Source organism: Microbacterium sp. SMR1, from assembly GCF_003289625.1.
GTDB classification, from domain to species: domain Bacteria; phylum Actinomycetota; class Actinomycetes; order Actinomycetales; family Microbacteriaceae; genus Microbacterium; species Microbacterium plantarum.
In genome coordinates this window covers 352,665-377,907 of record NZ_QMBN01000001.1, presented here as the reverse complement: position 1 = coordinate 377,907, position 25,243 = coordinate 352,665, and the positions used below count along the sequence as shown (strand labels likewise).

Annotated in this window: 28 protein-coding genes and 1 tRNA gene; 16 read left to right on the top strand and 13 right to left on the bottom strand. The window is 69.4% G+C overall.

The features are described from left to right. The first annotated feature begins 36 nt into the window (after nucleotides 1–36). Both def and glsA read left to right on the top strand, forming a co-directional pair. Nucleotides 37–603 (top strand): peptide deformylase, encoded by a 567-nt coding sequence (gene def, locus DO944_RS01825; protein WP_112614100.1) that lies wholly within the window; start codon nucleotides 37–39, stop codon nucleotides 601–603. A gap of 4 nt (nucleotides 604–607) precedes the next feature. Next, nucleotides 608–1,534, top strand: coding sequence for a glutaminase A (gene glsA, locus DO944_RS01820; protein WP_112614098.1), 927 nt, complete (start codon nucleotides 608–610; stop codon nucleotides 1,532–1,534). A gap of 84 nt (nucleotides 1,535–1,618) precedes the next feature. On the opposite strand, the gene DO944_RS01815 is transcribed toward glsA, so the two are convergent. The 5 genes from DO944_RS01815 to dusB form a co-directional block, all read right to left on the bottom strand. Beyond that, nucleotides 1,619–1,691: transfer RNA gene (locus DO944_RS01815), tRNA-Asn, on the bottom strand. A gap of 94 nt (nucleotides 1,692–1,785) precedes the next feature. Then, nucleotides 1,786–2,553 carry an ATP-binding cassette domain-containing protein gene (locus DO944_RS01810; protein WP_112615079.1) on the bottom strand — a complete coding sequence of 256 codons (768 nt, stop codon included), beginning with the start codon at nucleotides 2,551–2,553 and terminating at the stop codon, nucleotides 1,786–1,788. Between the two features lie 53 nt (nucleotides 2,554–2,606). Beyond that, nucleotides 2,607–4,502, bottom strand: coding sequence for a DNA primase (dnaG, locus tag DO944_RS01805; RefSeq protein WP_112614096.1), 1,896 nt, complete (start codon nucleotides 4,500–4,502; stop codon nucleotides 2,607–2,609). Continuing rightward, complete coding sequence (locus DO944_RS01800; protein WP_112614094.1) at nucleotides 4,502–5,875, bottom strand: deoxyguanosinetriphosphate triphosphohydrolase; 1,374 nt, start codon at nucleotides 5,873–5,875, stop codon at nucleotides 4,502–4,504. The genes dnaG and DO944_RS01800 overlap by 1 nt, the downstream gene beginning before the upstream one ends. Further along, nucleotides 5,865–7,028: a tRNA dihydrouridine synthase DusB gene (dusB, locus tag DO944_RS01795; protein WP_112614092.1), complete on the bottom strand. Its 1,164-nt coding sequence runs from the start codon at nucleotides 7,026–7,028 to the stop codon at nucleotides 5,865–5,867. The genes DO944_RS01800 and dusB overlap by 11 nt, the downstream gene beginning before the upstream one ends. 57 nt (nucleotides 7,029–7,085) lie before the next feature. On the opposite strand from dusB, the gene DO944_RS01790 reads away from it, so the two are divergent. Then, nucleotides 7,086–7,586, top strand: coding sequence for a glutathione peroxidase (locus DO944_RS01790; RefSeq protein WP_112614090.1), 501 nt, complete (start codon nucleotides 7,086–7,088; stop codon nucleotides 7,584–7,586). Nucleotides 7,587–7,611: 25 nt separating this feature from the next. Here the strand turns inward: DO944_RS01790 and DO944_RS01785 are convergent, their stop codons facing one another. From DO944_RS01785 to recO, 3 genes are read right to left on the bottom strand one after another with little or no spacing between them, the layout of a single operon-like run. Then, nucleotides 7,612–8,289, bottom strand: a complete 678-nt coding sequence (locus DO944_RS01785) for a DsbA family protein (protein WP_112614088.1) — start codon at nucleotides 8,287–8,289, stop codon at nucleotides 7,612–7,614. 46 nt (nucleotides 8,290–8,335) lie between these two features. Continuing rightward, nucleotides 8,336–9,139 carry an isoprenyl transferase gene (locus DO944_RS01780; RefSeq protein WP_112614086.1) on the bottom strand — a complete coding sequence of 268 codons (804 nt, stop codon included), beginning with the start codon at nucleotides 9,137–9,139 and terminating at the stop codon, nucleotides 8,336–8,338. Between the two features lie 42 nt (nucleotides 9,140–9,181). Further along, nucleotides 9,182–9,910: a DNA repair protein RecO gene (gene recO / locus DO944_RS01775; protein ID WP_112614084.1), complete on the bottom strand. Its 729-nt coding sequence runs from the start codon at nucleotides 9,908–9,910 to the stop codon at nucleotides 9,182–9,184. 36 nt (nucleotides 9,911–9,946) lie between these two features. Between recO and DO944_RS01770 the strand changes: the two genes are divergently transcribed. Beyond that, the gene (locus tag DO944_RS01770; RefSeq protein WP_112614082.1) at nucleotides 9,947–10,633 is read left to right on the top strand and encodes a trimeric intracellular cation channel family protein; all 687 of its coding nucleotides are present in this window, start codon (nucleotides 9,947–9,949) and stop codon (nucleotides 10,631–10,633) included. A 75-nt stretch (nucleotides 10,634–10,708) separates the two neighbouring features. Here the strand turns inward: DO944_RS01770 and DO944_RS01765 are convergent, their stop codons facing one another. The 3 genes from DO944_RS01765 to glgA form a co-directional block, all read right to left on the bottom strand. Next, nucleotides 10,709–10,960, bottom strand: coding sequence for a type B 50S ribosomal protein L31 (locus tag DO944_RS01765; protein ID WP_018186539.1), 252 nt, complete (start codon nucleotides 10,958–10,960; stop codon nucleotides 10,709–10,711). Nucleotides 10,961–11,044: 84 nt separating this feature from the next. After that, nucleotides 11,045–11,830: an ABC transporter ATP-binding protein gene (locus tag DO944_RS01760; protein WP_112614080.1), complete on the bottom strand. Its 786-nt coding sequence runs from the start codon at nucleotides 11,828–11,830 to the stop codon at nucleotides 11,045–11,047. A 9-nt stretch (nucleotides 11,831–11,839) separates the two neighbouring features. Continuing rightward, complete coding sequence (gene glgA, locus DO944_RS01755) at nucleotides 11,840–13,033, bottom strand: glycogen synthase (protein WP_112614078.1); 1,194 nt, start codon at nucleotides 13,031–13,033, stop codon at nucleotides 11,840–11,842. Nucleotides 13,034–13,080: 47 nt separating this feature from the next. Between glgA and glgC the strand changes: the two genes are divergently transcribed. Genes glgC through DO944_RS01740 form a run of 3 tightly spaced genes read left to right on the top strand, consistent with a single transcriptional unit; the run spans nucleotide 13,081 to nucleotide 15,720 of the window. After that, nucleotides 13,081–14,325: a glucose-1-phosphate adenylyltransferase gene (gene glgC / locus DO944_RS01750; protein ID WP_112614076.1), complete on the top strand. Its 1,245-nt coding sequence runs from the start codon at nucleotides 13,081–13,083 to the stop codon at nucleotides 14,323–14,325. A gap of 26 nt (nucleotides 14,326–14,351) precedes the next feature. Then, the gene (gene serB, locus DO944_RS01745) at nucleotides 14,352–14,987 is read left to right on the top strand and encodes a phosphoserine phosphatase SerB (protein ID WP_112615077.1); all 636 of its coding nucleotides are present in this window, start codon (nucleotides 14,352–14,354) and stop codon (nucleotides 14,985–14,987) included. Nucleotides 14,988–15,030: 43 nt separating this feature from the next. Next, complete coding sequence (locus tag DO944_RS01740; RefSeq protein WP_112614074.1) at nucleotides 15,031–15,720, top strand: alpha/beta fold hydrolase; 690 nt, start codon at nucleotides 15,031–15,033, stop codon at nucleotides 15,718–15,720. Between the two features lie 14 nt (nucleotides 15,721–15,734). Here DO944_RS01740 and DO944_RS01735 read toward each other — a convergent pair whose 3' ends face one another. Next, nucleotides 15,735–16,445 carry a beta-ketoacyl-ACP reductase gene (locus DO944_RS01735; RefSeq protein WP_064956815.1) on the bottom strand — a complete coding sequence of 237 codons (711 nt, stop codon included), beginning with the start codon at nucleotides 16,443–16,445 and terminating at the stop codon, nucleotides 15,735–15,737. Between the two features lie 103 nt (nucleotides 16,446–16,548). Here DO944_RS01735 and DO944_RS01730 point away from each other — a divergent pair, with 103 nt between their 5' ends. From DO944_RS01730 to DO944_RS01715, 4 genes are read left to right on the top strand one after another with little or no spacing between them, the layout of a single operon-like run. Beyond that, complete coding sequence (locus tag DO944_RS01730) at nucleotides 16,549–16,998, top strand: DUF4190 domain-containing protein (RefSeq protein WP_240309659.1); 450 nt, start codon at nucleotides 16,549–16,551, stop codon at nucleotides 16,996–16,998. Nucleotides 16,999–17,040: 42 nt separating this feature from the next. Beyond that, nucleotides 17,041–17,391 (top strand): DUF3099 domain-containing protein, encoded by a 351-nt coding sequence (locus DO944_RS01725; RefSeq protein WP_112614070.1) that lies wholly within the window; start codon nucleotides 17,041–17,043, stop codon nucleotides 17,389–17,391. Then, entirely contained in the window at nucleotides 17,388–17,603 is a 216-nt protein-coding gene (locus tag DO944_RS01720) for a hypothetical protein (protein ID WP_112614068.1), read from the top strand. Before DO944_RS01725 ends, DO944_RS01720 begins: the two co-directional genes overlap by 4 nt. Further along, entirely contained in the window at nucleotides 17,600–18,526 is a 927-nt protein-coding gene (locus DO944_RS01715; protein WP_112614066.1) for an SURF1 family protein, read from the top strand. The genes DO944_RS01720 and DO944_RS01715 overlap by 4 nt, the downstream gene beginning before the upstream one ends. Nucleotides 18,527–18,554: 28 nt before the next feature. Here DO944_RS01715 and abc-f read toward each other — a convergent pair whose 3' ends face one another. Continuing rightward, nucleotides 18,555–20,153 carry a ribosomal protection-like ABC-F family protein gene (abc-f, locus tag DO944_RS01710; RefSeq protein ID WP_112614064.1) on the bottom strand — a complete coding sequence of 533 codons (1,599 nt, stop codon included), beginning with the start codon at nucleotides 20,151–20,153 and terminating at the stop codon, nucleotides 18,555–18,557. Between the two features lie 185 nt (nucleotides 20,154–20,338). On the opposite strand from abc-f, the gene DO944_RS01705 reads away from it, so the two are divergent. Genes DO944_RS01705 through DO944_RS01685 form a run of 5 tightly spaced genes read left to right on the top strand, consistent with a single transcriptional unit; the run spans nucleotide 20,339 to nucleotide 25,220 of the window. Beyond that, nucleotides 20,339–21,379 carry an iron-siderophore ABC transporter substrate-binding protein gene (locus DO944_RS01705; RefSeq protein WP_112614062.1) on the top strand — a complete coding sequence of 347 codons (1,041 nt, stop codon included), beginning with the start codon at nucleotides 20,339–20,341 and terminating at the stop codon, nucleotides 21,377–21,379. Between the two features lie 40 nt (nucleotides 21,380–21,419). After that, nucleotides 21,420–22,457 (top strand): iron ABC transporter permease, encoded by a 1,038-nt coding sequence (locus tag DO944_RS01700; protein WP_181574117.1) that lies wholly within the window; start codon nucleotides 21,420–21,422, stop codon nucleotides 22,455–22,457. Continuing rightward, the gene (locus DO944_RS01695) at nucleotides 22,454–23,500 is read left to right on the top strand and encodes an iron chelate uptake ABC transporter family permease subunit (RefSeq protein ID WP_112614058.1); all 1,047 of its coding nucleotides are present in this window, start codon (nucleotides 22,454–22,456) and stop codon (nucleotides 23,498–23,500) included. The genes DO944_RS01700 and DO944_RS01695 overlap by 4 nt, the downstream gene beginning before the upstream one ends. After that, nucleotides 23,497–24,318, top strand: a complete 822-nt coding sequence (locus DO944_RS01690) for an ABC transporter ATP-binding protein (protein ID WP_112614056.1) — start codon at nucleotides 23,497–23,499, stop codon at nucleotides 24,316–24,318. Before DO944_RS01695 ends, DO944_RS01690 begins: the two co-directional genes overlap by 4 nt. Next, nucleotides 24,315–25,220: a siderophore-interacting protein gene (locus DO944_RS01685; RefSeq protein ID WP_112614054.1), complete on the top strand. Its 906-nt coding sequence runs from the start codon at nucleotides 24,315–24,317 to the stop codon at nucleotides 25,218–25,220. Before DO944_RS01690 ends, DO944_RS01685 begins: the two co-directional genes overlap by 4 nt. Nucleotides 25,221–25,243: the final 23 nt, after the last annotated feature.

Below are 25,243 nucleotides of genomic sequence, written 5' to 3'. Positions count from 1 at the left end.
CCATAACGGCGAAGCGGGCTCGATTAGGCTCGCAACGTGCCCGTTCTTCCGATTCGCATCATGGGCGATCCCGTGCTGCACGCCCCCGCCGAGCCCGTCACCGAGATCACGGACGAGATCCGCCAGCTCGTCGCCGACATGTACGAGACCATGGATGCCGCCCCCGGGGTCGGCCTGGCTGCTCCGCAGGTCGGCGTCGGCCTGCGAATCTACGTCTACACGTACCAGGACGACGACGGCGAGCCCTGGCGCGGCGAGATCATCAACCCGGAGCTCTGGATGCGTCCACTCGAGCCCGGCTCACCCGATCCCGACGACGAGTCGGAGGGGTGCCTCTCCTTCCCCGGTGAGCGGTTCCCGCTGCGGCGCTCCGAGGAGGTGCTCGTGACCGGCACCGACCTCGCCGGCTCCCCCGTCGAGATCCGCGTCGATGGCTGGCGCGCGCGCATCATGCAGCACGAGTTCGATCACCTCGACGGCATCCTCTACGTGGACCGCCTCGACGACTCGGACTGGAAGACGACGCAGAAGATCGCGAAGAAGCGCGGCTGGGGCCGTCCGGGCAACGCCTGGATGCCCGGCGTCGACGATCTCGACGCCTGACGCCATGAGCGACGCCAGCGGTCCGCGTGCATACGATCTCGACGCTCTGCGTGGACGGTTGCTGCCGGCGCGCGACGGTGAACGCTCGACGAGCATCCCCGAGCTCGCCGACGCCGATCGCGACCTATGCGCGATCGCACTGGCCCTGCCCGACGGCTCGGTCCGATCGTCGGTGGATGGGGATGTCCCGTTCAGCATCCAGTCGGCCGTCAAGCCGTTCCTGTTCGCTCTCGCTCTGGCCGACACCGACGGCGCAGCCCTGGACCGGGTCGGCATAGAGCCGACGGGCGAGGCGTTCGACGCCATCAAGCTCGAGAGCGGCACGGGAAGACCCCCGAACCCGATGGTGAACGCCGGCGCCATCCTGACCTGTGCGCTGGTCGACGGCGACGATCCCGACGAACGCGCGAGCCGCATCGTGGCCGGGCTGTCGGGATTCGCCGGTCGCCGACTGGAAGTGGACGACGATGTCGCCCACAGCGAGCACCTCCTCGGCGACCGCAATCATGCACTCGCGCATCTGATGCGCGATGAGGGAACGCTCGCCGTCACGGCCGATGACGCTGTCGCGGTCTACGCCCGGGCGTGCGCCGTGCTGGTGGACGCGCAGACCCTGGCCGTCATGGGCGCGACGCTCGCGCTCGGCGGGGTGAACCCGGTCACCGGCGAGCGAGTAGTGTCATCCCGCACCGCGCGCGATGTCGTCGCGGTCATGGCCACCTGTGGTGTCTATGACGGGTCGGGTCGCTGGATGCGAGCCGTCGGGGTCCCGGCGAAATCGAGTGTCTCGGGCGCGATCGTCCTGTCGGCGCCTGGAACTCTCGGTGCCGCGATCGTGAGCCCGCCTCTCGATGAGCATGGGACGAGCGTGCGCGGTCGTATGGGCGCTGAAGCGCTGAGCGCTGACCTCGGGCTACATCTCTTCGGCTGATACGTCGGCAGGGACATGAGTAAAGGCCCGGGGTGGAAGCCCGGGCCTTCGGTGAGAGCCGCGGTAGATAACGCGGGTCTCTCGCTCCCCGGCTTGGACTCGAACCAAGAACCTATCGGTTAACAGCCGATTGCTCTGCCAATTGAGCTACCGAGGATCAGCCGCCCCGCTCGCGCCGGGCAACCCGTCTATATTAGCAAAGCTCCGGGGGTGCTCACGACATCGGCCGACCGCCGGGCGGGTCGCGGCCGTCAGGACGCTCGCGATCGCCCGTCCGGCGTCCAGACCACATCCGATGCGGTCTGCCCGTATCCCACGGGCCGGCCACCGTGCAGGACGAGAGCCGCGGCATCCAGCTCGTCGGCGGTCTCGACGTCGTTCGTCGCGATGACGATCGCCATCCCCGTGTCGTCGCGACGCGAGAGCAAGGCCTCTCGAGCCGCGATGCGCACCTCGATGTCGAGGTTCGCGTACGGGTCATCGCCGATGAAGACCTTCGGGTCGAGCACGAGAGCCCGCGCGAGGGCGACGCGCTGGCGCATTCCCGCGCTGAGCTCGTAGGGATACTGCGAGGCCGCACCCAGCGGAAGGTGCAACTCGTCGAGGAGCGAGGCGACCCGAAGCGACAGAGCGCGCTGACTCACTCGCCGGTCACGCGAGGTGATGGGCTCGGCGATGACTTCAGCCACGGTCAATCGAGCCGGGAGCGAAGCGCCTGCCGCCTGTGGCATGTGCCCGGCGTAATAGGTGAGCATGCGGCGGGAACGGCCACCCTTCCGCACCGAGAGGCCGGCCACCTCCGCAGCACCGCCGACGACCCCGACATCGGCCGGCGCATTGCCGGCCAGGACGGAGAGCAGCGTCGACTTGCCGGACCCGGTCGCGCCCATCACGGCGAGGGCTTCTCCCGCCCGGACCGTGACGCTGACGCCCTCGACGACGCGATCGGAATCGCCCGTCCGCGCTATCGACAGATCGTCGCAGCGCACCGCGATCTCCGCGTCGGGTCGTCGGGACATGCGCATCATCCTGCCGTTTTCATCGCTCGACCGCTACTCGTCGCCGACGGCGGTCATTCCGATTCCATGAGTTGCCGCAGCCGAAGGTCGAGATCGCGGATGGCGACGCCGATGGAACGGAACTCGGGCGATCCCGGTTCCAGGCGCTGCTGCGCGCTTCGCAGCTCGGCCTTCTCGCGTTCGAGCGCCCGCTGGCGGAGTTTGCGCAGCGACTCCATCGCCGTCGTCTGCGCGATGCGTTCGGTTCCCGCGGGGAAGTCCGCCGTGAGCAGTTCGATCGCGAGCGTGCGATAGGGCTCCCGGGTCGCGTCCACCGCAGCCGAGGTCCATCCGGGCCGGGTGAGGTCAGTCTGCATCGAGACGGCCTGACGGACGGCTTCGAGAGCCGGATGCGGCATGGGCAGACCCAGCGCGATGTCGACGGCCTGCTTGTCGAGCAGGTGCCCGTACTGCAGCACGCCCATGAGCGCGCGCTTCTCGAGCTCGAGGGCGGCCGGCAGTGAGGCGAGGGTGACACGGACCGACACGGGCGGCGGTTCGGAGGCCGCGCCGGGCGCACCGGAGGGCTGCGCTCGGCCTGCGCCCGGTGCCTCGCCGCGAGTGCGCTCCCCTGCGCTCCCGGACGCCGACGCGCGGCGCGCGGCCCGCTCGACCTCGGGCTGCACCTCCGAGAGGTCGAGCCCGAGCTTTCCGGCGAGGACACGCGTGTAGCCCGGTCGAAGCGCGGCATCGCGGATGTCGGCGACGATCGGTGCCGCCGCCCGCAGGGCGCCGATGCGTCCTTCGACGGTGGAGAGGTCGAACGTCGACAGACGCTGATCCATGACGAACTCGAACATCGGCGCCTTCGCCTCGATGAGCGAGCGCACCGCTGCATCACCCCGGTTGAGCCGCAGATCGCACGGGTCCAGCCCCTCGGGCGCGACCGCGACGTACGTCTGCGCCGCGAAGCGCTTCTCGTCGCCGAACGCGCGCAGAGCCGCCTTCTGGCCGGCAGCATCCGGGTCGAAGGTGAACACGACCTCACCCGAGCTGCCCTCGCTGTCGCCCATGACGCGACGCAGCACCGTGATGTGATCGGTACCGAAGGCCGTGCCGCACGACGCGATGGCTCCGGTGACCCCGGCGAGATGGCACGCCATCACATCGGTGTAGCCCTCGACGACGACGACGCGATGCTCCCGCGAGATCGACTTCTTCGCGAGGTCGAGGCCGTAGAGGACCTGCGCCTTCTTGTAGATCGGCGTCTCTGGCGTGTTGAGGTACTTCGGACCCTGATCGTCGTCGTAGAGGCGGCGAGCGCCGAATCCGATCGTCTGGCCGGCGACGTCGCGGATCGGCCAGACCACACGCCCGCGGAACCGGTCGTAGACGCCGCGCTGCCCCTTCGACACCAGTCCCCCGGTCAACAGCTCCTCATCGCTGAAGCCCTGCGAGCGCAGCGCGTCACGGAGGGCCGACCAGCCTTGCGGAGCGTAACCGACGCCGAAGTGGGCGGCCGCACCGGCATCGAAGCCCCGTTCGCCGAGGAACTGCCGCGCCGCTTGCGCATCCGGCGCGGACAGCTGCGACCGGTAGAACTCGGCCGCGGCGGTGTGGGCGGCGTACAGCCGGGAACGGCCGCTCGTCTCGGGAGCCGCGGCGCCGTCCTCGTAGTGCAAGGAGTAACCGATGCGCGCCGCGAGGCGCTCCACGGCCTCGGTGAACGAGAGGTGATCCATCGCCCGCAGGAACGAGTAGACGTCGCCCGACTCACCGCATCCGAAGCAGTGGTAGTACCCCACCTGCGGCCGGACGTGGAAACTGGGGCTGCGTTCGTCATGGAACGGGCAGAGCCCCTTCAGCGAGCCGACGCCGGCGGACTTCAGGGCGACACGCTCGCCGACGATGTCGCCGATGTTCGTGCGCGCCTTGACCTCTTCGATGTCGGTCTGCCGGATCCGTGCCATCAGAGCCCTTCGATGGGCTCGGGCAGCGCGAAGTGGCTCGGCGCCGTCGCGCGCGGATCAGACGACCACAGGCCCAGCTCGCGAAGGTCGACCGGGCCCACCAGGCGGCCGTGCCACTCGATCGCGAAGCGGTCGGTGAGGGTCGCCACCTGGTCGACGATGACACGGCGGCGGGCGGCATCCGTCACCGCCGCGGCGAAGTCCTCGGCGTGCAGCGCGTCGAGGTGCTCCGGACGCTCCCACAGGGCGTCGGCGAGGCGGCGCAGGACGCGGCGCTGCTCCTTGTAGAGCCCCTTGCGTCCCTCGATCGAGACGACGAAGGCGCCGATGACTCCCTTGAGCACCGCCATCTCGACCTCGATGACGCGCGGAACGATGACCCGACCGCGGAAGCGGGTCAGGACGGGGATGTCGTAGTGCTCGCGGGTCGCCGCCGTGGCGGCGCGCGCGAACCGGCCGATGAGATCGGAAGTGAGGTTCTTGAGACGTGCCATCGCCGCGCGCGAGCCGTCGTACGACTCGAGCCACTCGGGAAGCAGTGTCAGACGGTACAGCGCATCGCCGAGCTCGTCCTTCGTGAAGCCGTAGCCCACCCAGCTCTGGATCGCGGTGAGCAGCGCCTCGCGTTCGCGCGGATCCCCGAGCCGCGCCGGATCGAGGTAGCCGTTCAGGACCGCGTCCTCGAAGTCGTGCACCGAGTAGGCGATGTCGTCGGAGAGATCCATGACCTCGGCCTCGATGCAACGCAGGCGTCCCGGGGCGCCCTCACGCATCCACTGGAACACCGCCTCGTCCTCGGGGTAGACGCCGAACTTCTGCCGTCCGCCCGGGTCGGGGATGGCGTGCTCGACCGTCCACGGGTACTTGCACGTCGCATCGAGGCTCGCCCGCGTGAGGTTCAGGCCCGCGCTCTGACCGAACGCATCGACGACCTTCGGCTCGAGACGCGAGAGGATGCGCAGCGACTGAGCGTTGCCCTCGAAGCCGCCGATGTCCTCGGCCCAGTCGTTGAGGGCCCGCTCACCGTTGTGGCCGAACGGCGGGTGTCCGAGGTCGTGGCAGAGGCAGGCGGTGTCGACGACGTCGGGCGAGAGCTCCAAAGCGATGGCCAGCTCGCGCCCGACCTGGGCGACCTCGAGCGAGTGCGTCAGGCGGTTGCGCGCGAAGTCGGCCGGACTCGCCGGACTCAGCACCTGCGTCTTGGCGGCGAGACGGCGCAGGGCGCCGGAATGCAGCACACGGGCGCGATCGCGGGCGAAGCTGTCGCGGCGCGAGCGGTGCTCCTCGCGGTGGAAGCGGGCGGCGTCGTGGTCGTTGTAGCCGGAGGGGCGTCCCGCCGAGACGCCGACACCGCTCGTGACCTCAGCCCCCACTGTTCTCGACCTCCGCTGCGGCGATGGCCGACGACTCGGCCGCGTCGACGTCGCGGGAATCCAACCAACGATCCGGCAGCGCCGGACGCTTGGGGGTTCCCGCGCGACCACGCTGCCCCTCCGCAGCCGAGCCGGGGTAGGGCGCCGCCCAGTCCAGCGTCGCGAGGATGTCGTCGATCTCGGCGAGGCTCGACGCGGTCGCCAGCCGCGCCCGCGTGTCACCGCCGACGGGGTAGCCCTTGAAGTACCACGCGACGTGCTTGCGGATGTCGCGGCATCCCCGGCCCTCATCCTCGAAGAACTCCACGAGAAGCTCGGCATGGCGGCGGAAGGCGGTCGCGACGAAACCGAGCGTGGCATCGACCTCGGGGCCAGCCGAGCCGGGCTCGCCCAGCGCGCGTGCGAGGTCGCCGAAGAGCCAGGGACGCCCGAGGCACCCGCGTCCGACGACGACGCCGTCGCAGCCGGTCTCCGCCATCATCCGGACGGCGTCCTCGGCGGACCAGATGTCGCCGTTGCCGAGGACGGGAACGCTCGTGACCGCTTCTTTCAGCGCGGCGATGGCCGACCAGTCGGCGTGGCCGGAATAGAACTCCGCAGCCGTGCGGGCGTGCAGCGCGACGGCGGAGACACCGGCGTCCTCCGCGATGCGGCCGGCGTCGAGGTAGGTCAGGTGGTCGGAGTCGATGCCCTTGCGCATCTTCACCGTCAGCGGGACGTCTCCGGCAGCGCGGGCGGCCCGCGTGACGATGTCGCGGAAGAGATCGAGTTTCCAGGGCAGGGCGGCTCCCCCGCCCTTGCGGGTCACCTTGGGGACGGGACACCCGAAGTTGAGGTCGATGTGGTCGGCACGGTCCTCTTCGACCAGAAGCCGCACGGCGGCCTCGGTCGTCGCGGGGTCCACGCCGTAGAGCTGAATCGAGCGCGGCTTCTCGGACTCGTGATGCGTGATCAGCCGCATCGTCGTGGCGTTGCGCTCGACGAGTGCGCGGGTCGTGATCATCTCGCTGACGTAGAGACCCGCGCCGTATTCGCGGCAGAGCCGACGGAAGGCGGTGTTCGTGATCCCGGCCATCGGGGCCAGGACGACGGGCGCATCCAGGGCGATCGGGCCGATCCGCAGGCGCGGGGAGGCGGACAGGACGGTACTCACCAGATCATTCTCCCAGAAGGACGGATGCCGGAAGGCGGCCGGGCGTAGCCTGGGGACGTGACCGAAGCGACCACCGACATCCGTTCGATTCCGTTCTCCGCCGCCGACGGCACCGAGACCACCCTCGACGACCTCGGCGACGGCGTCCTTCTCGTCGTCAACGTCGCCTCGAAGTGCGGTCTGACGCCCCAGTACGAGCAGCTCGAGCAGCTTCAGCGCACCTACGGCGAGCGCGGGCTCCAGGTCATCGGATTCCCCTGCAACCAGTTCATGGGTCAGGAGCCGGGCTCGATGGAGGAGATCCTCGATTACTGCGCGATGACCTGGGGAGTGAGCTTCCCCATCATGGACAAGATCCGGGTCAACGGCTCGCACGCCGCTCCCCTGTACAAGGCGCTGAAGAAGATCCGCAACGAGGAGGGTGCGCGAGGCCCGGTGATGTGGAACTTCGAGAAGTTCGTCATCACGCCGAGCGGTGAGGTGCACCGCTTCCGCCCCCAGACGAAGCCCGACGCGCCGGAGATCGTCGCGGTCATCGAGGCGAACCTCCCGCGCTGACCCCCCGCGCGTGTGCGGACCGCGCTCAGCCCGCGGTTTCGACGCCGTTCCGCTCGGCCCACACCTGACGGGCGATCTGCGCGAACGCCTCGGCAGGCTGCGCTCCGGAGACGCCGTACTTGCCGTCGATGACGAAGAACGGGACACCGTTGATGCCGTACGAACGCGCCTGATCCTGATCGGCGCGAACGGCCGGCAGGTGCTCGCCCGACTCGAGCGCGGCGCGGATCACGTCGCGGTCGAGTCCGACCTCGGCGGCGAGCTCGACGAGATCGTCGATCCGTCCGACGTGGCGGCCCTCGGTGAAGTACGCCGCCATCAGGCGCTCGGCCATCTCGTGCTGACGGCCCTCCGCCTTCGCGGCGTGCAGCAGCTCGTGCGCCTTGACCGTGTTGGTGTGCTTGAGGATGTCGAAGTGGTAGTCGAGGCCCGCGTCCTTCGCGACGCCGGTGACGTTGTCGAGCATCTGCTGCACCTGCTCGCGCGGCATCCCCTTGTGCGTCGAGAGGAAGTCCAGCTCGTCGCCCTCGAAATCGACCGGAGTGTCGGGCGAGAGCTCGAACGAGTGGAAGGTCACCTCGACGCGCGGAGCGTCTTCGTCATCCGCCGTGGCCGCGAGGCCCGACTCGAGGTTGCGCTTACCGATGTAGCACCACGGGCAGGCGATGTCGCTCCACACGTCGATCTTTATTGCGTCCGTCACACCGGGTGCAACGTCCTGGCGCGCGCGGGCTATTCCCGCTCGCGCATCACGCGGTGGGAGCGTCGACAGCGCCGCCGAACCGGCGGTCGCGCGAGAGATACAGCTGAATCGCACCCCACAGGTCCGAACGAGAGAAGTCGGGCCAGAGCGTGTCGAGGAACACCATCTCGGCGTAGGCCGCTTCCCACAGGAGGAAGTTGGAGGTCCGCTGCTCTCCGCTCGAACGGATGAACAGGTCGACGTCGGGCATGTCGGGCACATAGAGGTGCCGGCGCAGGGCCTTCTCCGTGATGGCGGAGGGCTTCATCCGCCCCGCGGCGATCTGCTCCCCCATCGCCCGCATCGCATCGATGATCTCGTGCCGGCCGCCGTAGTTGACGCACATCGTGAGCGTGAGGACGTCGTTGTCGCGGGTGAGCTGCTCGGCGTACTGCAACTCGGAGATGACCGAGCCCCACAGGCGCGGCTTGCGCCCGGCCCACCGCACACGCACGCCCCACTCGTTGAGCTGATCACGACGACGGTGGAGGACGTCACGGTTGTAGCCCATGAGGAAGCGCACCTCATCAGGCGACCGCGACCAGTTCTCGGTCGAGAACGCGTAGACGCTCAGGTGCTTGACGCCGGCCTGGACGGCGCCGGCGACGACGTCGAGCAGCACCTCTTCGCCCGCGCGGTGCCCCTCGATGCGGGTGAGTCCGCGGCGGTTGGCCCATCGTCCGTTGCCGTCCATGACGATCGCGACGTGGTTCGGGACGCCGCCTCGCGGGAACGCCGGCGGGTACACCCCGGTCCAGTCGAGGGGGCGATAGGGAACCGCGTCGCGGTGCGTGTACGGCTTGGGACTCATCGGTTCGAGCCTAGGCGTTCGAGCTGCCCGCCATCACCGTGGTCAGCGCGCCGCGCCGATGTGTCCGAGTGACCGGATGCCGCGCTCGAGATGCCACTGGGCATACGCGGCGATCAGCCCCGATGCCGCGTTGGCGGTGCCGGGGCTGCCCGCGTCAACGGTTTCCCATTCGCCGGCGATGAGGGCGCGGAGCCGGGCGCCGGTCTCCGGTGCGATGCGGGCCGATCCCGCCGGAGCGCAGGCATCGCAGACCGAGCCCCCGAGGGGCGCGACGAACCCGTCGTGCGGCCCGGTACGACCGCAGCGGGCACAGGCGTCGAGCGAGGGCGCCCACCCCGAGAGCGCCATGGCGCGAAGGAGGTAGGAATCGAGCACAGCGCGACTGTCGTGCTCGCCACGCGCGAGCGCGCGGAGGCCGCCCACGAGCAGCAGGTACTGCTGCGGAGTCGTCTCGGCCTCGTTCAGACGGTCGGCGGCCTCGACCATCGCCGACGCCGAGGTGTACCGGTCGTAGTCGGTCGCGATGTCGGCCCCGTACGACCCGAGCGACTCGGCCTGCTGAACGATGTCGAGCGACCGCCCCTTGTACATCTGCACGTCGGCGACCATGAACGGCTCGAGGCGCGCCCCGAAGCGCGACGACGTGCGACGCACTCCCTTGGCGACGCCACGGAGCTTGCCGTGCCGACGGCTGAGCATCGTGACGATGCGATCCGCTTCACCCAGCTTGTGGGTGCGGAGGATCACGACCTCGTCGCGGTAGGTGGGCACCCTCCAATTATCGCGCCGACCGACGACAATGGTTCCGTGACGCAGTCTCAGTTCGTGATCCCGCTCTGGGCGGATCTGACCGCTGTCGGCCTCGGCGGGGTGCAGGGCGCTCTGTTCGCCTCGGGGTTCGTGGGCAAGCAGCGGCTCGACCCTCTCGGCGTGGTCATCATCGGGATCCTGATCGGGATGGGCGGCGGCCTCATCCGCGATCTGCTCCTCGGCGTCCAGCCGGTCACGCTGCAGAGCAACTGGTACCTCATCACCGCTACCTCGGCAGCCCTCGTGGGAATGCTCCTGTCGAACGTCTTCCGACGGCTCAACGCCGTCATCATCGGCCTCGACGCCGTCGTCATCGGCTTGTTCGGCGCATTCGGAACCAGCAAGGCCCTCGTGCTGGGACTTCCGATCGTCCCAGCGATCTTCATCGGCTCGTGCGCGGCGGTCGGCGGCAGCATGTTGCGAGACGTCATCCTCGGGCTTCCCGTCGCCATCATGCACGTCGGCTCCCTCTACGCCGTCGCGGCAGCGGTGGGGTGTGCGGTGCTCGCCGGCGCATCGGCGCTCGGAGCCCCGATCGTGGCGGCGGCCATCGTCGGCATCGCTGTCACCACCGTCATCCGTCTGCTCGCCGTCGTGTTCGACATCTCCCTGCCCGAGCAACGCGCCCTGCACCGCCGCAAGGTCGCCGCCGAGACGGCGTCGATCCCGATCGTCAAGCCGTGATCGCGTGAGCGGGCACAGCACACCGCCGAGAACGACGAAGGCCCCGCCGAAGCGGGGCCTTGATCGAAGAACGACCTACTTGGAGCCGAAGTTCTTGAAGCGCTGGTTGAACTTCTCGACGCGACCGGCCGAGTCCATGATGCGCTGCTTGCCCGTGTAGAACGGGTGCGAGGCGGACGAGATCTCGACGTCGATGACGGGGTAGGTCTCACCGTCCAGCTCGATCGTCTTGTCGCTCGAGACCGTCGAACGGGTCAGGAAGGTCTCGCCGGAGCCCAGGTCGCGGAACACGACGGCGCGGTACTCGGGGTGGATGTCAGTCTTCATGGGATTCCTTACGTGGTGCCCTGGATTTTGCCAGGGCGAGGGAAGTCTGCGATGCGTCTGCACCAAAGAGCGATCTTACCAGGTTCAGGATGCCGCCCGAGCCGCGTAGCGACCGCCCTCCTCGGTGAGCGTGATGGACAGACCGAACGTCTCGGTGAGGTTCTCCGCGGTGAGCGTCTCGGCCAGCGGACCGGCAGCGACCACTCCACCCTCGCGAAGGAGGAGCACGTGCGTGAACCCGACCGGGATCTCCTCGACGTGGTGAGTCACCATGATCATCGCGGGCGTGGTCGGGGCCTGGGCATAACCGCCCAGGAGAGCGAGCAGCTCCTCGCGGGCGCCGAGGTCGAGGCTCGCCGTCGGCTCGTCCAGAAGCAGGAGCTCGGGGTCGGTCATGACGGCGCGGGCGATCTGGACGCGCTTCTGCTCACCGTCCGAGAGGGTGCCGAAGGTGCGCTCGGCCAGACCGTCGAGCTTCCATTCTGCGAGCACCCGCATCGCGCGCCGCTCATCGATGTCCTCGTAGTCCTCCCGCCAGCGCCCGGTCACCGCGTAGGCGGCGGTGAGGACCACGTCGAGCACGGTCTCCTCAGCCGGGATGCGGCGGGCCATCGCCGACGAGGCGAACCCGATGCGCGGGCGGAGCTCGAACACGTCGGTGCGCCCCAGGCGCTCGCCCAGGATCTCGACGGTCCCCGAGGTGGGGTGGAGCAGGCTCGCCGCCAGCTGGAGCACTGTCGTCTTGCCCGCGCCGTTGGGGCCGAGCACCACCCAGCGCTGATCATCGGAAACCGACCAGTCGACCCGGTCGATGATGTTCCGGGCGTTTCGGCGGACGACGACGTCGGAGAACTCCAGGACCTGCGGCATGGGTTCAGCCTAGCGGCCGAGCCCCGCCACTCTCGCGTACAACGCGGCGGTCTCGTCCGCGATCGCGGCCCAGCTGAACGAGTCGGCGGCACGCTCGCGGCCCGCGGCGCCGTAGCTTCGCGCCGTCTCGGGATCCGAGACGACCTCGGTCAAGGTGGCGGCCAGATCGGCGACGAACCTGTCGGGATCGAGCGGCGTCCCGGTGCCGTCGTCCGACTGCTCGATGGGAACGAGGCGCCCGGTCACGCCGTCGACGACGACCTCCGGGATGCCGCCGGTCGCGGTACCGACGACGGCGGCGCCGCACGCCATCGCCTCGAGGTTGACGATGCCGAGCGGCTCGTAGACCGACGGGCAGACGAACGTCGTCGCGGCGGTGAGGATCGCACAGAGCTCGTCGCGCTGAAGGAACTCCTCGATCCAGACGACACCCGAGCGCTCGGCCTGCAGCTCGCGCACGAGCCCCTGCACCTCGGCCATGATCTCGGCCGTGTCGGGCGCGCCCGCGCAGAGGACGACCTGGACGTCGGCGGGCAGGAGACGAGCCGCGCGCAGGAAGTAGGGCAGCCCCTTCTGCCGCGTGATGCGGCCGACGAAGACCACCGAGGGGCGTGCGGGATCGATGCCGTGGCGCTCGAGGACCGCGGGATCGTGGACGGGGCGCCACGACTCGACGTCGATGCCGTTGTAGATCACCGAGACCTTCTCGGGATCGAGATCCGGATAGCTGCGCAGAATGTCGCGGCGCATGCCGTCGCTCACGGCGATGATCGCGGCCGCGTTCTCGTATGCCGTCTTCTCGATGTAGCTCGACACGGCGTAGCCGCCGCCGAGCTGCTCGGCCTTCCAGGGACGCAGCGGCTCGAGCGAGTGCGCTGTGACGACGTGCGGGATGCCGTGCAGGAGCGAGGCGAGATGACCCGCGAAGTTGGCGTACCAGGTGTGGCTGTGCACGACGTCCGCGCCGGCGACATCCCCCACGATCTCGAGGTCGGTGCCGAGCGTCTGCAGCGCGCCGTTCGCGTCGAGGAGTCCGACCGGGGTGGCATAGGACGTGGTGTCGGGCTCCTCCCGGTCGGCCCCGAAGGCGCGCACCTGCACCTCCATCGACGCGCGCAGGGCGCGGACGAGCTCGGTGACGTGCACCCCCGCTCCCCCATAGATCGCGGGAGGATACTCCTTCGAGACGATGTCTACACGCATGTCTCGAACGCTAGTACAGGAGCGTTCGGCGGGCCTAGTGTGGTGCCATGCCAGCAGCGCCCAAGGTCTTCGGAATCGTTCTCGCCGGCGGCGAGGGAAAGCGCCTGATGCCGTTGACGGCAGACCGCGCCAAGCCCGCCGTCCCGTTCGGCGGCCAGTACCGCCTGATCGATTTCGCGATCTCGAACCTGATCAACTCGGGCCTGCGCCAGGTCGTCGTGCTGACCCAGTACAAGTCGCACAGCCTCGACCGCCACGTGTCGCAGACGTGGCGCATGTCGGCCCTGCTGGACTCCTATGTGGCTTCCGTTCCCGCACAGCAGCGTCTGGGAAAGCGGTGGTTCTCCGGCTCGGCCGACGCGATCCTCCAGTCCCTGAACCTCATCAACGATGAGAAGCCCGACATCGTCGTCGTGATCGGCGCCGACCACGTGTACCGCATGGACTTCCGTCAGATGCTCGACGCGCACATCGCCTCCGGCGCCCGCGCGACAGTCGCCGGCATCCGCCAGCCCATCGGGCTCGCCAACCAGTTCGGGGTCATCGACGTCGACCCCGCTGACGAGACCCGCATCCGGGAGTTCCTCGAGAAGCCGCAGAGCCCCGCCGGGCTGCCCGACTCGCCGCACGAGGTGCTGGCCTCGATGGGCAACTACATCTTCGACACCGATGCCCTCATCGAGGCGGTCGAGGCCGACGGCGAGCTGCCGACGTCGAACCACGACATGGGCGGCGACATCATCCCCTACTTCGTGAACCGAGGCGAGGCGGCCGTCTACGACTTCAAGCGGAACGACGTGCCCGGCTCGACGCCGCGGGATCGCAACTACTGGCGCGACGTCGGCACCATCGAGTCGTTCTTCGACGCCCACATGGACCTCATCTCGACGCTGCCGATCTTCAACCTGTACAACACCGACTGGCAGATCCACTCCCAAGCCGTCAACTCGCCGCCGGCGAAGTTCGTCCGCGACAGCGTGGGACGCATGGGCAATGCGATCGACTCGATCGTCTCGCTCGGCTCCGTGCTGTCGGGGACCCATCTCGAGCGCAGCGTCGTCGGCCCGTGGACACTCTCCGGGGGCGGCGCGACCATCACCGACTCGGTGCTGTTCGACTACGTCAGCGTCGGCGCGGGGGCGCGTGTGCACCGGGCGATCCTCGACAAGAACGTCGTGCTCGAAGACGGTGCCACGGTGGGCGTCGACCGTGAGCGCGACCTCGCCCGCGGTTTCACGGTGACCGACACCGGCATCACCGTCGTCGGCAAGAACGCGCGCGTCGAGCGCTGACGCGCGTTCCCGCTAGCGTGGTGGTCATGCCCCACGCGCGTTTCCTCGTCGTCTTCGATGCCGACTCGACCCTCCTGCGCAACGAGGTCATCGAGCTCATCGCCGACGAAGCAGGACGCGGCGCGGAGGTCGCCGCCGCGACGGAGGCGGCGATGCGCGGGGAAGTCGACTTCGCGTCGAGCCTGCGCTCACGCGTCGCACAGCTCGCGGGAGTGCCGCTCACGGCCTTCGACCGGGTGCGGTCGCGCGTCGAGCCGACGCCGGGCGCGGCTGAGCTCATCGCCGCCATCCACGAGCGCGGCGGCGCTGCCGCTGTCGTCTCCGGGGGCTTCCACGAGGTGCTCGATCACATCGCTCCCGGGCTGGGGGTCGACCTGTGGCGCGCCAATCGGCTCGGCACCGACGGCGCAACGCTGGACGGCACGGTCGCGGGCGCCATCGTCGACGCGGAGGCCAAAGCAGCGTCCCTGCGCGAATGGGCGGATGGTCACGAGGTTCCTCTCACCCGGACGATCGCCATCGGCGACGGGGCGAACGACCTGCGGATGATGGCGGCTGCCGGCCTCGGCGTCGCGTTCAACGCCAAGCCCGCGGTGCGCCGCCAGGCGGACGTCGTGGTCGGCCCGGTCGACCTGCGAGAGATCATCCCGCTCCTCCCCTGAGACGAGGCTGTCGCGTGTCCGGGCCGAGCGCTACGGTCGGGTCATGCACGTGATCCTCATCCCAGGCCTCTGGCTCGACTCCTCGTCCTGGGACGATGTCGTCCCCGCCCTCCACGATGCCGGACACCACCCGCACGCCCTCACGATGCCCGGTGTCGGCGACACCGCCGGAGCGCCCTCGTCGACGCTCCGCGACTGGGTCGACGCGGTGGTCGCCCGTATCGACGACCTCCCCGGCCAGCTCGCTCTCGTGGGGCACAGCGGTGGCGGGAACGTCGCGTGGGCGGCCGCTGACCGGCGCCCCGATCGCATCGCGCGGGTCGTCCTCGTCGACACTCTTCCGCCCGCGCCCGGTGCCGAGATCTCGGCGTTCCCGGTCGTCGACGGCGTCGTGCCGTTCCCCGGTTGGGAGTTCTTCGACGAGCCGGATGTCGCCGACCTCGACGACGGCACGCGTGCCCGGTGGGCGGCTCGCACGCACCCGGTTCCGGCGGCGGTGCCGACCGACGCCGTCGAGCTGCGCGACGCCCGCCGACACGGCATCTCGGTGACTGTCCTGTCGGGCTCGGCCGACGAACCGGGAGTCCGCGAGATGCTGACGGCGTGGCCGCCCTTCCTCGCGGAGTTCGACGCTCTCGACGACGTCACGGTCGTCGAGCTCGGTTCAGGTCACTGGCCGCAGTTCTCGCAGCCCGACCGCCTCGGGCGCGAGATCGTCGCCGCGCTCATGTGACGCTCGACGGCGCGTCAGTGCCCCATTCCGAGGCCGCCGTCGACCGGGATGACAGCACCGGAGATGTACGCCGCGTCATCCGAGGCGAGCCAGGCCACAGCCCCGGCCACCTCGGCAGACGAGCCGTAACGACCCGCCGGAATGCTGCGCTTGTACTCGGCCTGCGTCTCCTCGGGAAGAGCCGCCGTCATGTCGGTCTCGATGAACCCCGGCGCGACGACGTTCGCGGTGATGCCGCGCGCCCCGAGCTCTCGGGTGAGCGAACGGGCGAAGCCGACGAGCGCGGCCTTCGACGAGGAGTAGTTGATCTGCCCCGCCGAACCGAACAGCCCGACGACGCTCGAGATGAGGATGACGCGGCCCCACTTCGCCCGCAGCATGCCCTTCGAGGCGCGCTTGACGACACGGAAGGCGCCACCGAGGTTCGTCGCGACGACGGAGTCGAAGTCGTCCTCCGTCATACGCAGCAGAAGCGTGTCCTTCGTGATCCCGGCGTTCGCGACCACGACCTCCACGGGACCGAGTTCACTCTCGACCTGGGTGAACGCTGCGTCGATGGATGCCGCATCCGTCACGTCGGCACGAACCGTCAGCGCACCCTCGGGGCCTTCGCCCGACCGTGCCGTCACAGCGACGCGGTGACCGTCGGCGATGAAACGCTCCGCGATCGCGCGGCCGATGCCGCGGTTTCCTCCGGTGACGAGAACGACTCGGGACGTGGACATGCGACTCTCCTGTGTCTGCGGCGGGAACCCCGCAAGCCTAGCGGGAGCGTACGCGAGGCTGACGACCGATAAGCTGGCGGCCCGACGTCGACGAGGAGCAGATGTGAGCGACCAGCCCCAGCCGCAGCAGCCGTACCCCGCGCCCGGACAGCCCGCCTCCGGCGCGCCGGTCCCGCCCCCGGCGCCGCCGTACGCCACCCCGCCCCAGCAGCAGGCGTACCAGCCGGCGGGGTATCCGCCCCCGGCGTACGGCCACGGCGGTTACCAGCCGCAGAAGACGAACACGCTCGCGATCGTGTCGATGATCGCCTCGATCGTGGGCTTCATCTGGCTGCTCCCGGTCATCGGGTCGGTCGCCGGTGTGATCATGGGCCACATCTCGCTGTCGCAGATCAAGCGGACCAACGAGAACGGGCGAGGAATGGCGCTGGCCGGCCTCATCGTCGGCTATGCGGGCCTCGCTCTCGCGATCGTCGGCATCATCATCGTCGCGTCGTTCATCGGCTGGGCCATCGAGCAGGACAGCTACACCAGTTACTCGTCGAGCTTCTGAGCCCGGCCGCACCACTCACCGCGGGCGTATCCTTGATGCACCGTGAAGCATCAGACCGCCACACCGTCGGCGACCTCGCTCCCGCGAGCCCCGCGCGACGACTCGAACCGTCGCATGACGAAGTACTTCATCATGATGGCGGTGCGCGTGGTGTGCTTCGTCCTCATGGTCGTCATCGCCCCCTACGGCTGGCACACGGCCGCCCTCGCGGTCGGTGCGATCTTCCTCCCCTACTTCGCAGTGGTCATCGCGAACGTCGGCGACGACGTGCGCGAACCCGCGGCCGTCTCACCCCTCGCGGCGCTGCCCGAGCGCCCGGAGGAGTCGCCGAGCAAGCCGCAGGAACCCGCGAAGCCGACCGTGATCGAGATCCGGGAGTCGCGGCCGGAGTGAACGACATCGAGTGCTCCCGCGCCGGATGCCGCGCGTCGGCACGGTGGCGGGTCATCTGGCGCAATCCCCGCATCCATACCGCCGACCGGCGGAAGATCTGGGTGGCCTGCGACGACCACGTCGCGTACCTGAGAGAGTTCGTCGCCGCACGCGACTTCCCCGTGAGCGTGGAGCGTCTCGTCGTCGACAACAGCGAAGCAGGTGGGTCGTGAGAGGCAAGACCGCTGTGCGCTGGACGGGCTATGTCGCCGTCGCCGTGGCTTTCGCGATCGCCTGCGCCTACCTGTCGAACTGGCAGTTCACGCGCAACGAAGAGCGCAGCGCTCAGCTCGAGCTCGTCGAGCGGAACTACGACGCCGACCCCGCGCCGCTGTCCGACATCCTGCCGTCAGGCGCGGAGCTCGACCCGGCGGACGAGTGGCACCCCGTGGAGCTGATCGGCCAGTACCGCGCCGACGATCAGGTGCTCGTTCGCAACCGCCCGCACGGGGGCACATCGGCCTTCGAGGTCCTCGTGCCGTTCGAGACGACGGACGGTCGCATCTTCGTCGTCGATCGCGGCTGGGTTCCACCGGCGTCCGACAGCCCCGTGCCGGCCGCGATAGCCGCACCGCCCTCGGGCACGGTGACGGTGGTGGCCCGGCTGAAGCCCGCCGAAGCCGCCCCCACCTCGGGGCGCTCGGCGCCCGACGGCCAGGTCCCGACGATCAACGTCGACCTCGTCGCCGGAGAAGCGGGCCTCGCCGGCGATGTCGTGACGTCGGCGTACGGGCTCCTCGTCTCCGAGGACCCCGCCCCCGCCGACAGCCTCGGAGCCATGCCGAGCCCGTCCGAGGATCCGGGACCGCACCTGTCGTATGCGATCCAGTGGATCCTGTTCGCGATCATGGGCTTCGTCTTCATCTGGTACATGATCCGCACCGAGCGCCGTCATCGGCGTGAAGACGAAGAGGATGCCGCAGCCGCCGCCGCGCTGGCCGCCCCGGTCTCCGAGGAATCACCGGCGCCTGCCGTCACGGCATCCGGTCCGCACGAGTCGTCGGTCGTCCCGCCCAGCCTGCGTCGCCGTCGCGACACCAAGCGCGACCGCGACATGGAGGACGAGGACGCGATCCTCGACTCGTCGCGCAGCTGATCGCGCGGTTCGGTCGGCTCAGGCCCGGTCAGGCCAGGGTGATGAGCTCGAGGTAGTCGCGTCCCCAGATGTCCTCGACGCCGTCGGGCAGGATCAGCACTCGCTCGGGGTTGAGGGCCTCCACCGCGCCCTCGTCATGCGACACCAGCACGACAGCGCCCTCGTAGTGCGCGAGCGCACCGAGGATCTCGTCGCGTGAGGCGGGGTCGAGGTTGTTCGTCGGCTCGTCCAGCAACAGCATGTTCGCCGACGAGACGACGAGGGTCGCGAGCGAGAGCCTTGTCTTCTCTCCGCCGGAGAGCACACCCGCGGGCTTGAGCACGTCGTCTCCGGTGAACAGGAACGACCCGAGCACCTTGCGCGCCTCGGTCTCGGTGATGTCCGGCGCCGCGGACATCATGTTCTGCAGCACGGACCGCGCCACATCGAGGTTCTCGTGCTCCTGCGCGTAGTAGCCGATACGAAGCCCATGCCCCGGCTCCAGCACTCCGGTATCGGGCTGATCGACGCCCGCGAGGATGCGCAGCAGCGTCGTCTTGCCGGCACCGTTCAGCCCCAGCACGACCACCTTCGAGCCGCGGTCGATCGCGAGATCGACGTCGGTGAAGATCTCGAGCGACCCGTAGGACTTGGACAGCCCCGACGCCATCAGCGGCGTCTTGCCGCACGGGGCGGGCTTGGGGAAGCGCAGCTTTGCGACGCGGTCCTCCTGGCGCACCTCATCGAGACCGGAGAGCAGCTTCTCCGCGCGTGCCACCATCTGGTGCGCCGCGGCGGCCTTGCTCGCCTTCGCACCGAATCGGGCGGCCTGCTGCTGCAGCGCGGTGGCCTTCTTCTCGGCGTTCGCGCGCTCCTTCTTGCGGCGCTCCTCATCGGCCACCCGCTGGCGCAGGTAGTTCTTCCAGTTCATGTTGTAGACGTCGATGACCTGGCGCATGGCGTCGAGGTAGAAGACGCGGTTGACGGTCTCGCCGACCAGCTCGACATCGTGGCTGATGACGATCAGTCCGCCCTTGTATCCCTTGAGGAACTCGCGCAGCCAGACCACGCTGTCTGCGTCGAGGTGGTTCGTGGGCTCGTCGAGGATCATCGTCTGCGCGTCCGAGAACAGGATCCGGGCGAGTTCGATGCGTCGCCGCTGCCCACCGGACAGGGTCTTCAGCGGCTGGTCGAGGATCCGATCCGGCAGCGACAGATTGTGGGCGATGGATGCCGCTTCGGCCTCGGCTGCATAGCCGCCGAGCGCCTCGAAACGCTCCATGAGGTTGCCGTAACGGCGCATGGCTTTTCCCGCCACGGCTTCGTCTTCGGAACCCATCTCGAGCGACGCGCTCTGCATCTCCACCGCGATCGTGCCGAGGCCGCGCGCGTCGAGGATGCGCGTGCGTGCGAGCATCTCCGGGTCACCCGATCGGGGGTCCTGCGGGAGGTAGCCGAGCTCGCCCGAACGTTCGACCTTGCCGTCACTCGGCAAGAGGTCACCGGCGAGCACCTTGGTGAGAGTGGTCTTGCCCGCGCCGTTGCGCCCGACGAGTCCGATCTTGTCGCCGTCGGAGACGCGGAAGGACACGTCCGCCATCAGCGTGCGCGCGCCCACGCGGATTTCGAGGTCGTGCACGGCGAGCACAGCGAACGTCCAATCGTCAGGAACAGGGAGGTCGGCCGAACGGCCAGCCTCTCATCCTACTCGGTGTCAGCGCTCCCGCTCCGCGGGTCCCCTGACCTTCAGGGCGACTGCAGCGGATTGGCGGGATCGGCATGGCGGACGTAAAGTAAGCCTGCCCTTACTCACCTCTCCTCTTGGAGGCCCCTGTGCCCCGCATCCGCACAGCCGCCGCAGCCCTGATCGCAGCCACGCTGCTCCTCGCCGGCTGCGGTTCGACCGCCGCTCCCGACTCGGCACCCGCCGCCTCCGGTGACGCATCGTCCGACGCCTTCCCCGTCACGATCGACCACGCGTTCGGTCAGACCACGATCGAGAGCAAGCCGACGCGCGTTGCGACCGTCTCATGGGGAAACCAGGAGGCCGCGCTCGCCCTGGGCGTCGTCCCGGTCGGCATGCCCGCCGTCACCTGGGGCGACGATGACGGCGACGGGATCCTCCCCTGGGTGGAGGACAAGCTCGACGAGCTCGGCGGCGAGACTCCCGTGCTCTTCGACGAGGCCGAGGGCATCGACTTCGAAGCCGTCGCGGACACGCAGCCCGACGTCATCCTCGCGGCCTACTCGGGTCTGACGCAGGACGACTACGACACCCTGACCAAGATCGCGCCGGTCGTCGCGTACCCCGACATCGCGTGGGGCACCAGCTGGCAGGAGCTCACCGTCATGAACGGTACGGCGCTCGGCCTCAAGGTCGAGGCGGAGGCGCTCGTCGACGAGCTCACGGCGCACCTGGACGAGCTGACGGGCGCCTACCCCGACATCGCCGGCAAGACGACGCTCTTCAGCTCCTTCGACGCGACCGACCTCAGCCAGATCGGCTTCTACTCGACCGCCGACCCGCGGCCCCTCTTCCTCGAAGACCTGGGGCTCACGCCGGCCGCGACCGTTACGGAGCAGTCCCAGGGCACCGACCAGTTCTGGATCACCAACAGCACGGAGGAGATCGAGCGGTTCTCCGACCTCCAGGTGCTCGTGACCTACGGCGACGATTCCACGCTGGCCGCCATGCAGGCCGATCCGCTGCTGTCGCGGATCCCCGCCGTCGCCTCGGGAGCCGTGGTCGTGCTGCCCGCGGCGAACGACCCGCTCGCCGCGGCGGCCAACCCCAGCCCCCTCTCGATCACCGACCCTCTGACGTCGACGTACGTCGACATGATCGGCGCGGCGGCCGCGAAGGCGACCTCGTGACCGCAGTCGATCCTCGTCGGATGCCGTGAGCGTTACGACCGTGACGACGGCCCCCGCCGCCGTGAGCGCGCCCCCGCGGCGCCGCTCCCGGCGGCGGCGGGTCGTCTGGCTCATCGTTCTCGCTCTGCTCGTCCTCGCGGCCGGCATCGTCTCGGTGACCTTCGGAACGCGAGCGGTCACTTTCGACGACATCGTCGCCGGGCTCAGCGGAAGCATCGAGAGCACCTCCGCGGCCGCGGTCACCAAGCGTGTTCCGCGCACCGTGCTCGCTCTCGTCGTCGGAGCCGCCCTCGCCGTATCGGGCGCCGTGATGCAGGGAGTCACGCGCAACCCCCTCGCCGACCCGCAGATTCTCGGCATCAACGGCGGTGCGTCGCTCGCGGTCGTCATCGGGCTCGCGTTCTTCGGCGTCACCGGCGCGTTCGGCTACATCTGGCTCGCGATGCTCGGCGCGGCGATCGCGGCGGTCTTCGTCTACACGATCGGCTCGCTGGGCCGGGGCGGCGCGAGCCCCCTCAAGCTCGCCCTCGCCGGAGCCGCCACAGCAGTCGCCTTCAGCTCCCTGATCAGCGCCATCCTCCTCCCCCGCATCGACGTCATGAGTGTCTTCCGGTTCTGGCAGATCGGCGGCGTCGGCGGTGCCACCGTCGAGAAGATCCTGCTCGTGCTCCCCTTCCTCGCCGTCGGCATGGTGATCTGTCTCGCGGCCAGTGCCGCACTCAACTCCCTCGCGCTCGGCGACGAGCTCGCCGCGGGCCTGGGCGAGCGTGTGCGCACGGTACGTCTGATCGCCGCGCTCGGCGCCGTCATCCTGTGCGGCGCGGCGACCGCCGTCGCCGGCCCCATCGGCTTCGTCGGGCTGATCGTGCCCCACATCTGCCGCCTGCTCGTCGGTCCGGACCATCGGTGGCTCCTGCCCGTCTCAGCTCTCGTCGGCGGGGGCCTTCTGATCGTCGCCGACGTCGTCGGCCGTGTGATCGCCCGGCCTCAGGAAGTCGAGGTCGGGATCGTGACCGCGCTCATCGGCGCTCCTTTCTTCATCGCGATCGTCCGCCGACAGAAGATGCGCGCGCTGTGACCGCCGCCGCTCACCGCACGACGGTCGACATCGTCGTCTCCGGCCGCGCCCGCCGCGCCTGGCGCCGACGCATCGTGCTCGGCTCCCTGCTGACGGCCGTCGTGGTCATGTACGCGGTCTCGCTCATGGTCGGTCAGACCTTCTACACTCCCGCCGAGGTGTGGGGCGTCATCACCGGCCAGACCGTCCCCGGCGCTTCGTTCACCGTCGGCGAGCTGCGACTGCCCCGAGCCACCGTCGCTCTCCTCACCGGCCTGTGCTTCGGCATGGGCGGCGCGGTGTTCCAGACGATGCTGCGCAATCCGCTCGCCAGCCCCGACATCATCGGCGTCAACGCGGGTGCGAGCGCGGCCGCCGTCGTCGGCATCGTCTTCCTCTCGCTCAGCGAGACCGGCATCTCCCTGCTCGCCACCGTCGCCGCCCTCGTGACGGCGCTGATGATCTACCTGCTCGCTTTCAAGGACGGCGGGGCCGGGGCTCGCTTCATCCTCATCGGAATCGGCGTCGCGGCGATCTTCAACAGCGTCGTGTCCTACGTGCTCTCGCGCGCGGCCGAGTGGGACCTGCAGGCGGCGATGCGGTGGATCACGGGCAACCTCAACGGCGCCTCCTGGGACCAGGCCATCCCCCTGGCCCTCACGATGATCGTGGTCGTCCCGGCCCTGCTCTGGCTGACCCGCGATCTCGAACTCATGCGACTCGGCGACGACACCGCGGCAGCACTCGGCGTTCCCGTCGAACGCCGTCGCGTCCTGCTGATCATCGCCGCGGTTGCGCTCCTGGCCTTCGCGACCGCCGCCGCCGGCCCGATCTCGTTCGTCGCATTCCTCTCCGGCCCGATCGCCGCACGGATGCTCGGGCCCGTCGGCTCCCCCGTCTTGGCCGCCGGACTCTTCGGGTCGCTGCTCGTCCTCGTCGCCGATCTCACGGCGCAGTACCTGCTCGGAATCCGTCTGCCCGTCGGAGTCGTCACCGGGGTGCTGGGCGCCCCCTATCTCATCTTCCTGCTCATCCGCAGCAGCCGCTCAGGAGGCTCCCTATGACCGCGGACCGCTCACTCGAAGCACGCGGCGTGCGCCTCGGCTACGGCGACCGCATCATCGTCGACGAGCTCGACCTCGTCGTACCCGGGGGCCGCGTCACCGCGATCGTCGGCGCCAACGCGTGCGGCAAGTCGACGCTGCTGAAGTCGATGGCACGCCTGCTCACCCCCCGCACCGGCAGTGTGCTGCTCGACGGCAAAGACATCCACCGGCTGCCCACGAAACAGGTGGCCCGCGATCTCGGTCTGCTGCCGCAGTCGCCGATCGCGCCGGAAGGCATCTCGGTCTCCGACCTCGTGAGCCGCGGACGAACCCCGCACCACGGGCCCCTGGCGCGGTGGACGCGCACGGACGACGAGGCAGTGGCCCAGGCCCTCGACGCCACCGACACCGCCGCCATCGCCGATCGCTCCGTCGACGAGCTGTCGGGCGGCCAGCGTCAGCGCGTCTGGATAGCGATGGCGCTGGCGCAGCAGACCGATGTGCTCCTGCTCGACGAGCCCACGACGTTCCTCGATGTGAGCCACCAGATCGACGTCCTGGACCTTCTCACCGACCTCAACCGCAGCCGCGGGACGACGATCGTGATGGTCCTGCACGACCTGAACCTCGCGGCGCGGTACGCCGACCACCTCGTCGCCATGGCCGGCGGACGCCTCTACGGTGCCGGAGATCCCACCGAGGTCTTGACGGCCGAGACCGTGCGCGCGGTCTTCGGGCTCGACAGTCGCGTCATCCCCGACCCGCTCACGGGGCGGCCGCTCGTGCTGCCGATCGGCCGTCACCACGTGCCTGCAGAGCTGATTGGAAAACCATGACTCGTCCCGCACTCGACTTCTTCCGCGTATCCGTCGCGGCGATCACCGACCTGACCCCCAGCTTCCGCCGGTTCACCTTCCGCGGCGAAGACCTGGCCGAGTACGGTGATCCGGGCTTCGACCAGCGGGTGAAGATCCTCTTCCCCACAGACACCGCGTCGATCGACACGATGCCCACGGGCCCCGACTGGTACGAGGGGTGGCGCGCCCTCTCCCCCGACGCCCGCCCCGTGATGCGGACGTACACGACGCGCGCCGTCCGCCCCACCGTGCAAGAAGTCGACATCGACATGGTCGCCCACGACGTCCTCGGGCCGGCGTCGGCATGGATCGCGAACGCACGCGTCGGCGACGAAGTGCTCATCCTGGCGCCGACGACCACGCACGTCGGAGTGAGCTACGGGATCGATTTCGTTCCGCCGGCGGATACCGACGCGATCCTGCTCGCCGGCGACGAGACAGCAGCGCCTGCGATCGCGACGATCCTGGAGCAGTTGCCGCTCGACGCTCGCGGCACCGTGGTGCTCGAGGTCCCCACTGTGGCTGATATCGACTACCTCCCCCACCACCCCGGGTTCGAGCGTCACATCGCCGCGCGCAGTGATGACGGCGAACGTCACGCGCATCTGATCCCGGCGGTGGAAGACACCGCTGCGCGCCTCGCCCCCGCGGGCATCGGCGCCGAAGTGGAGGAGATCGACATCGACGCCGACATCCTGTGGGAGGTGCCGCGTACGGCGAAGGGCGGCGCCGCCCTGAAACGCGCGCCGCTGTACGCCTGGCTCGCGGGAGAGGCATCCGCGATCAAGACGCTGCGACGCCACCTGGTCGGCACCGTCGGGGTCGACCGCCGAGCCGTCGCCTTCATGGGCTACTGGCGTCTCGGGCGCTCCGAGAACTGACGACGCGCGTGCGGCGCCACCGA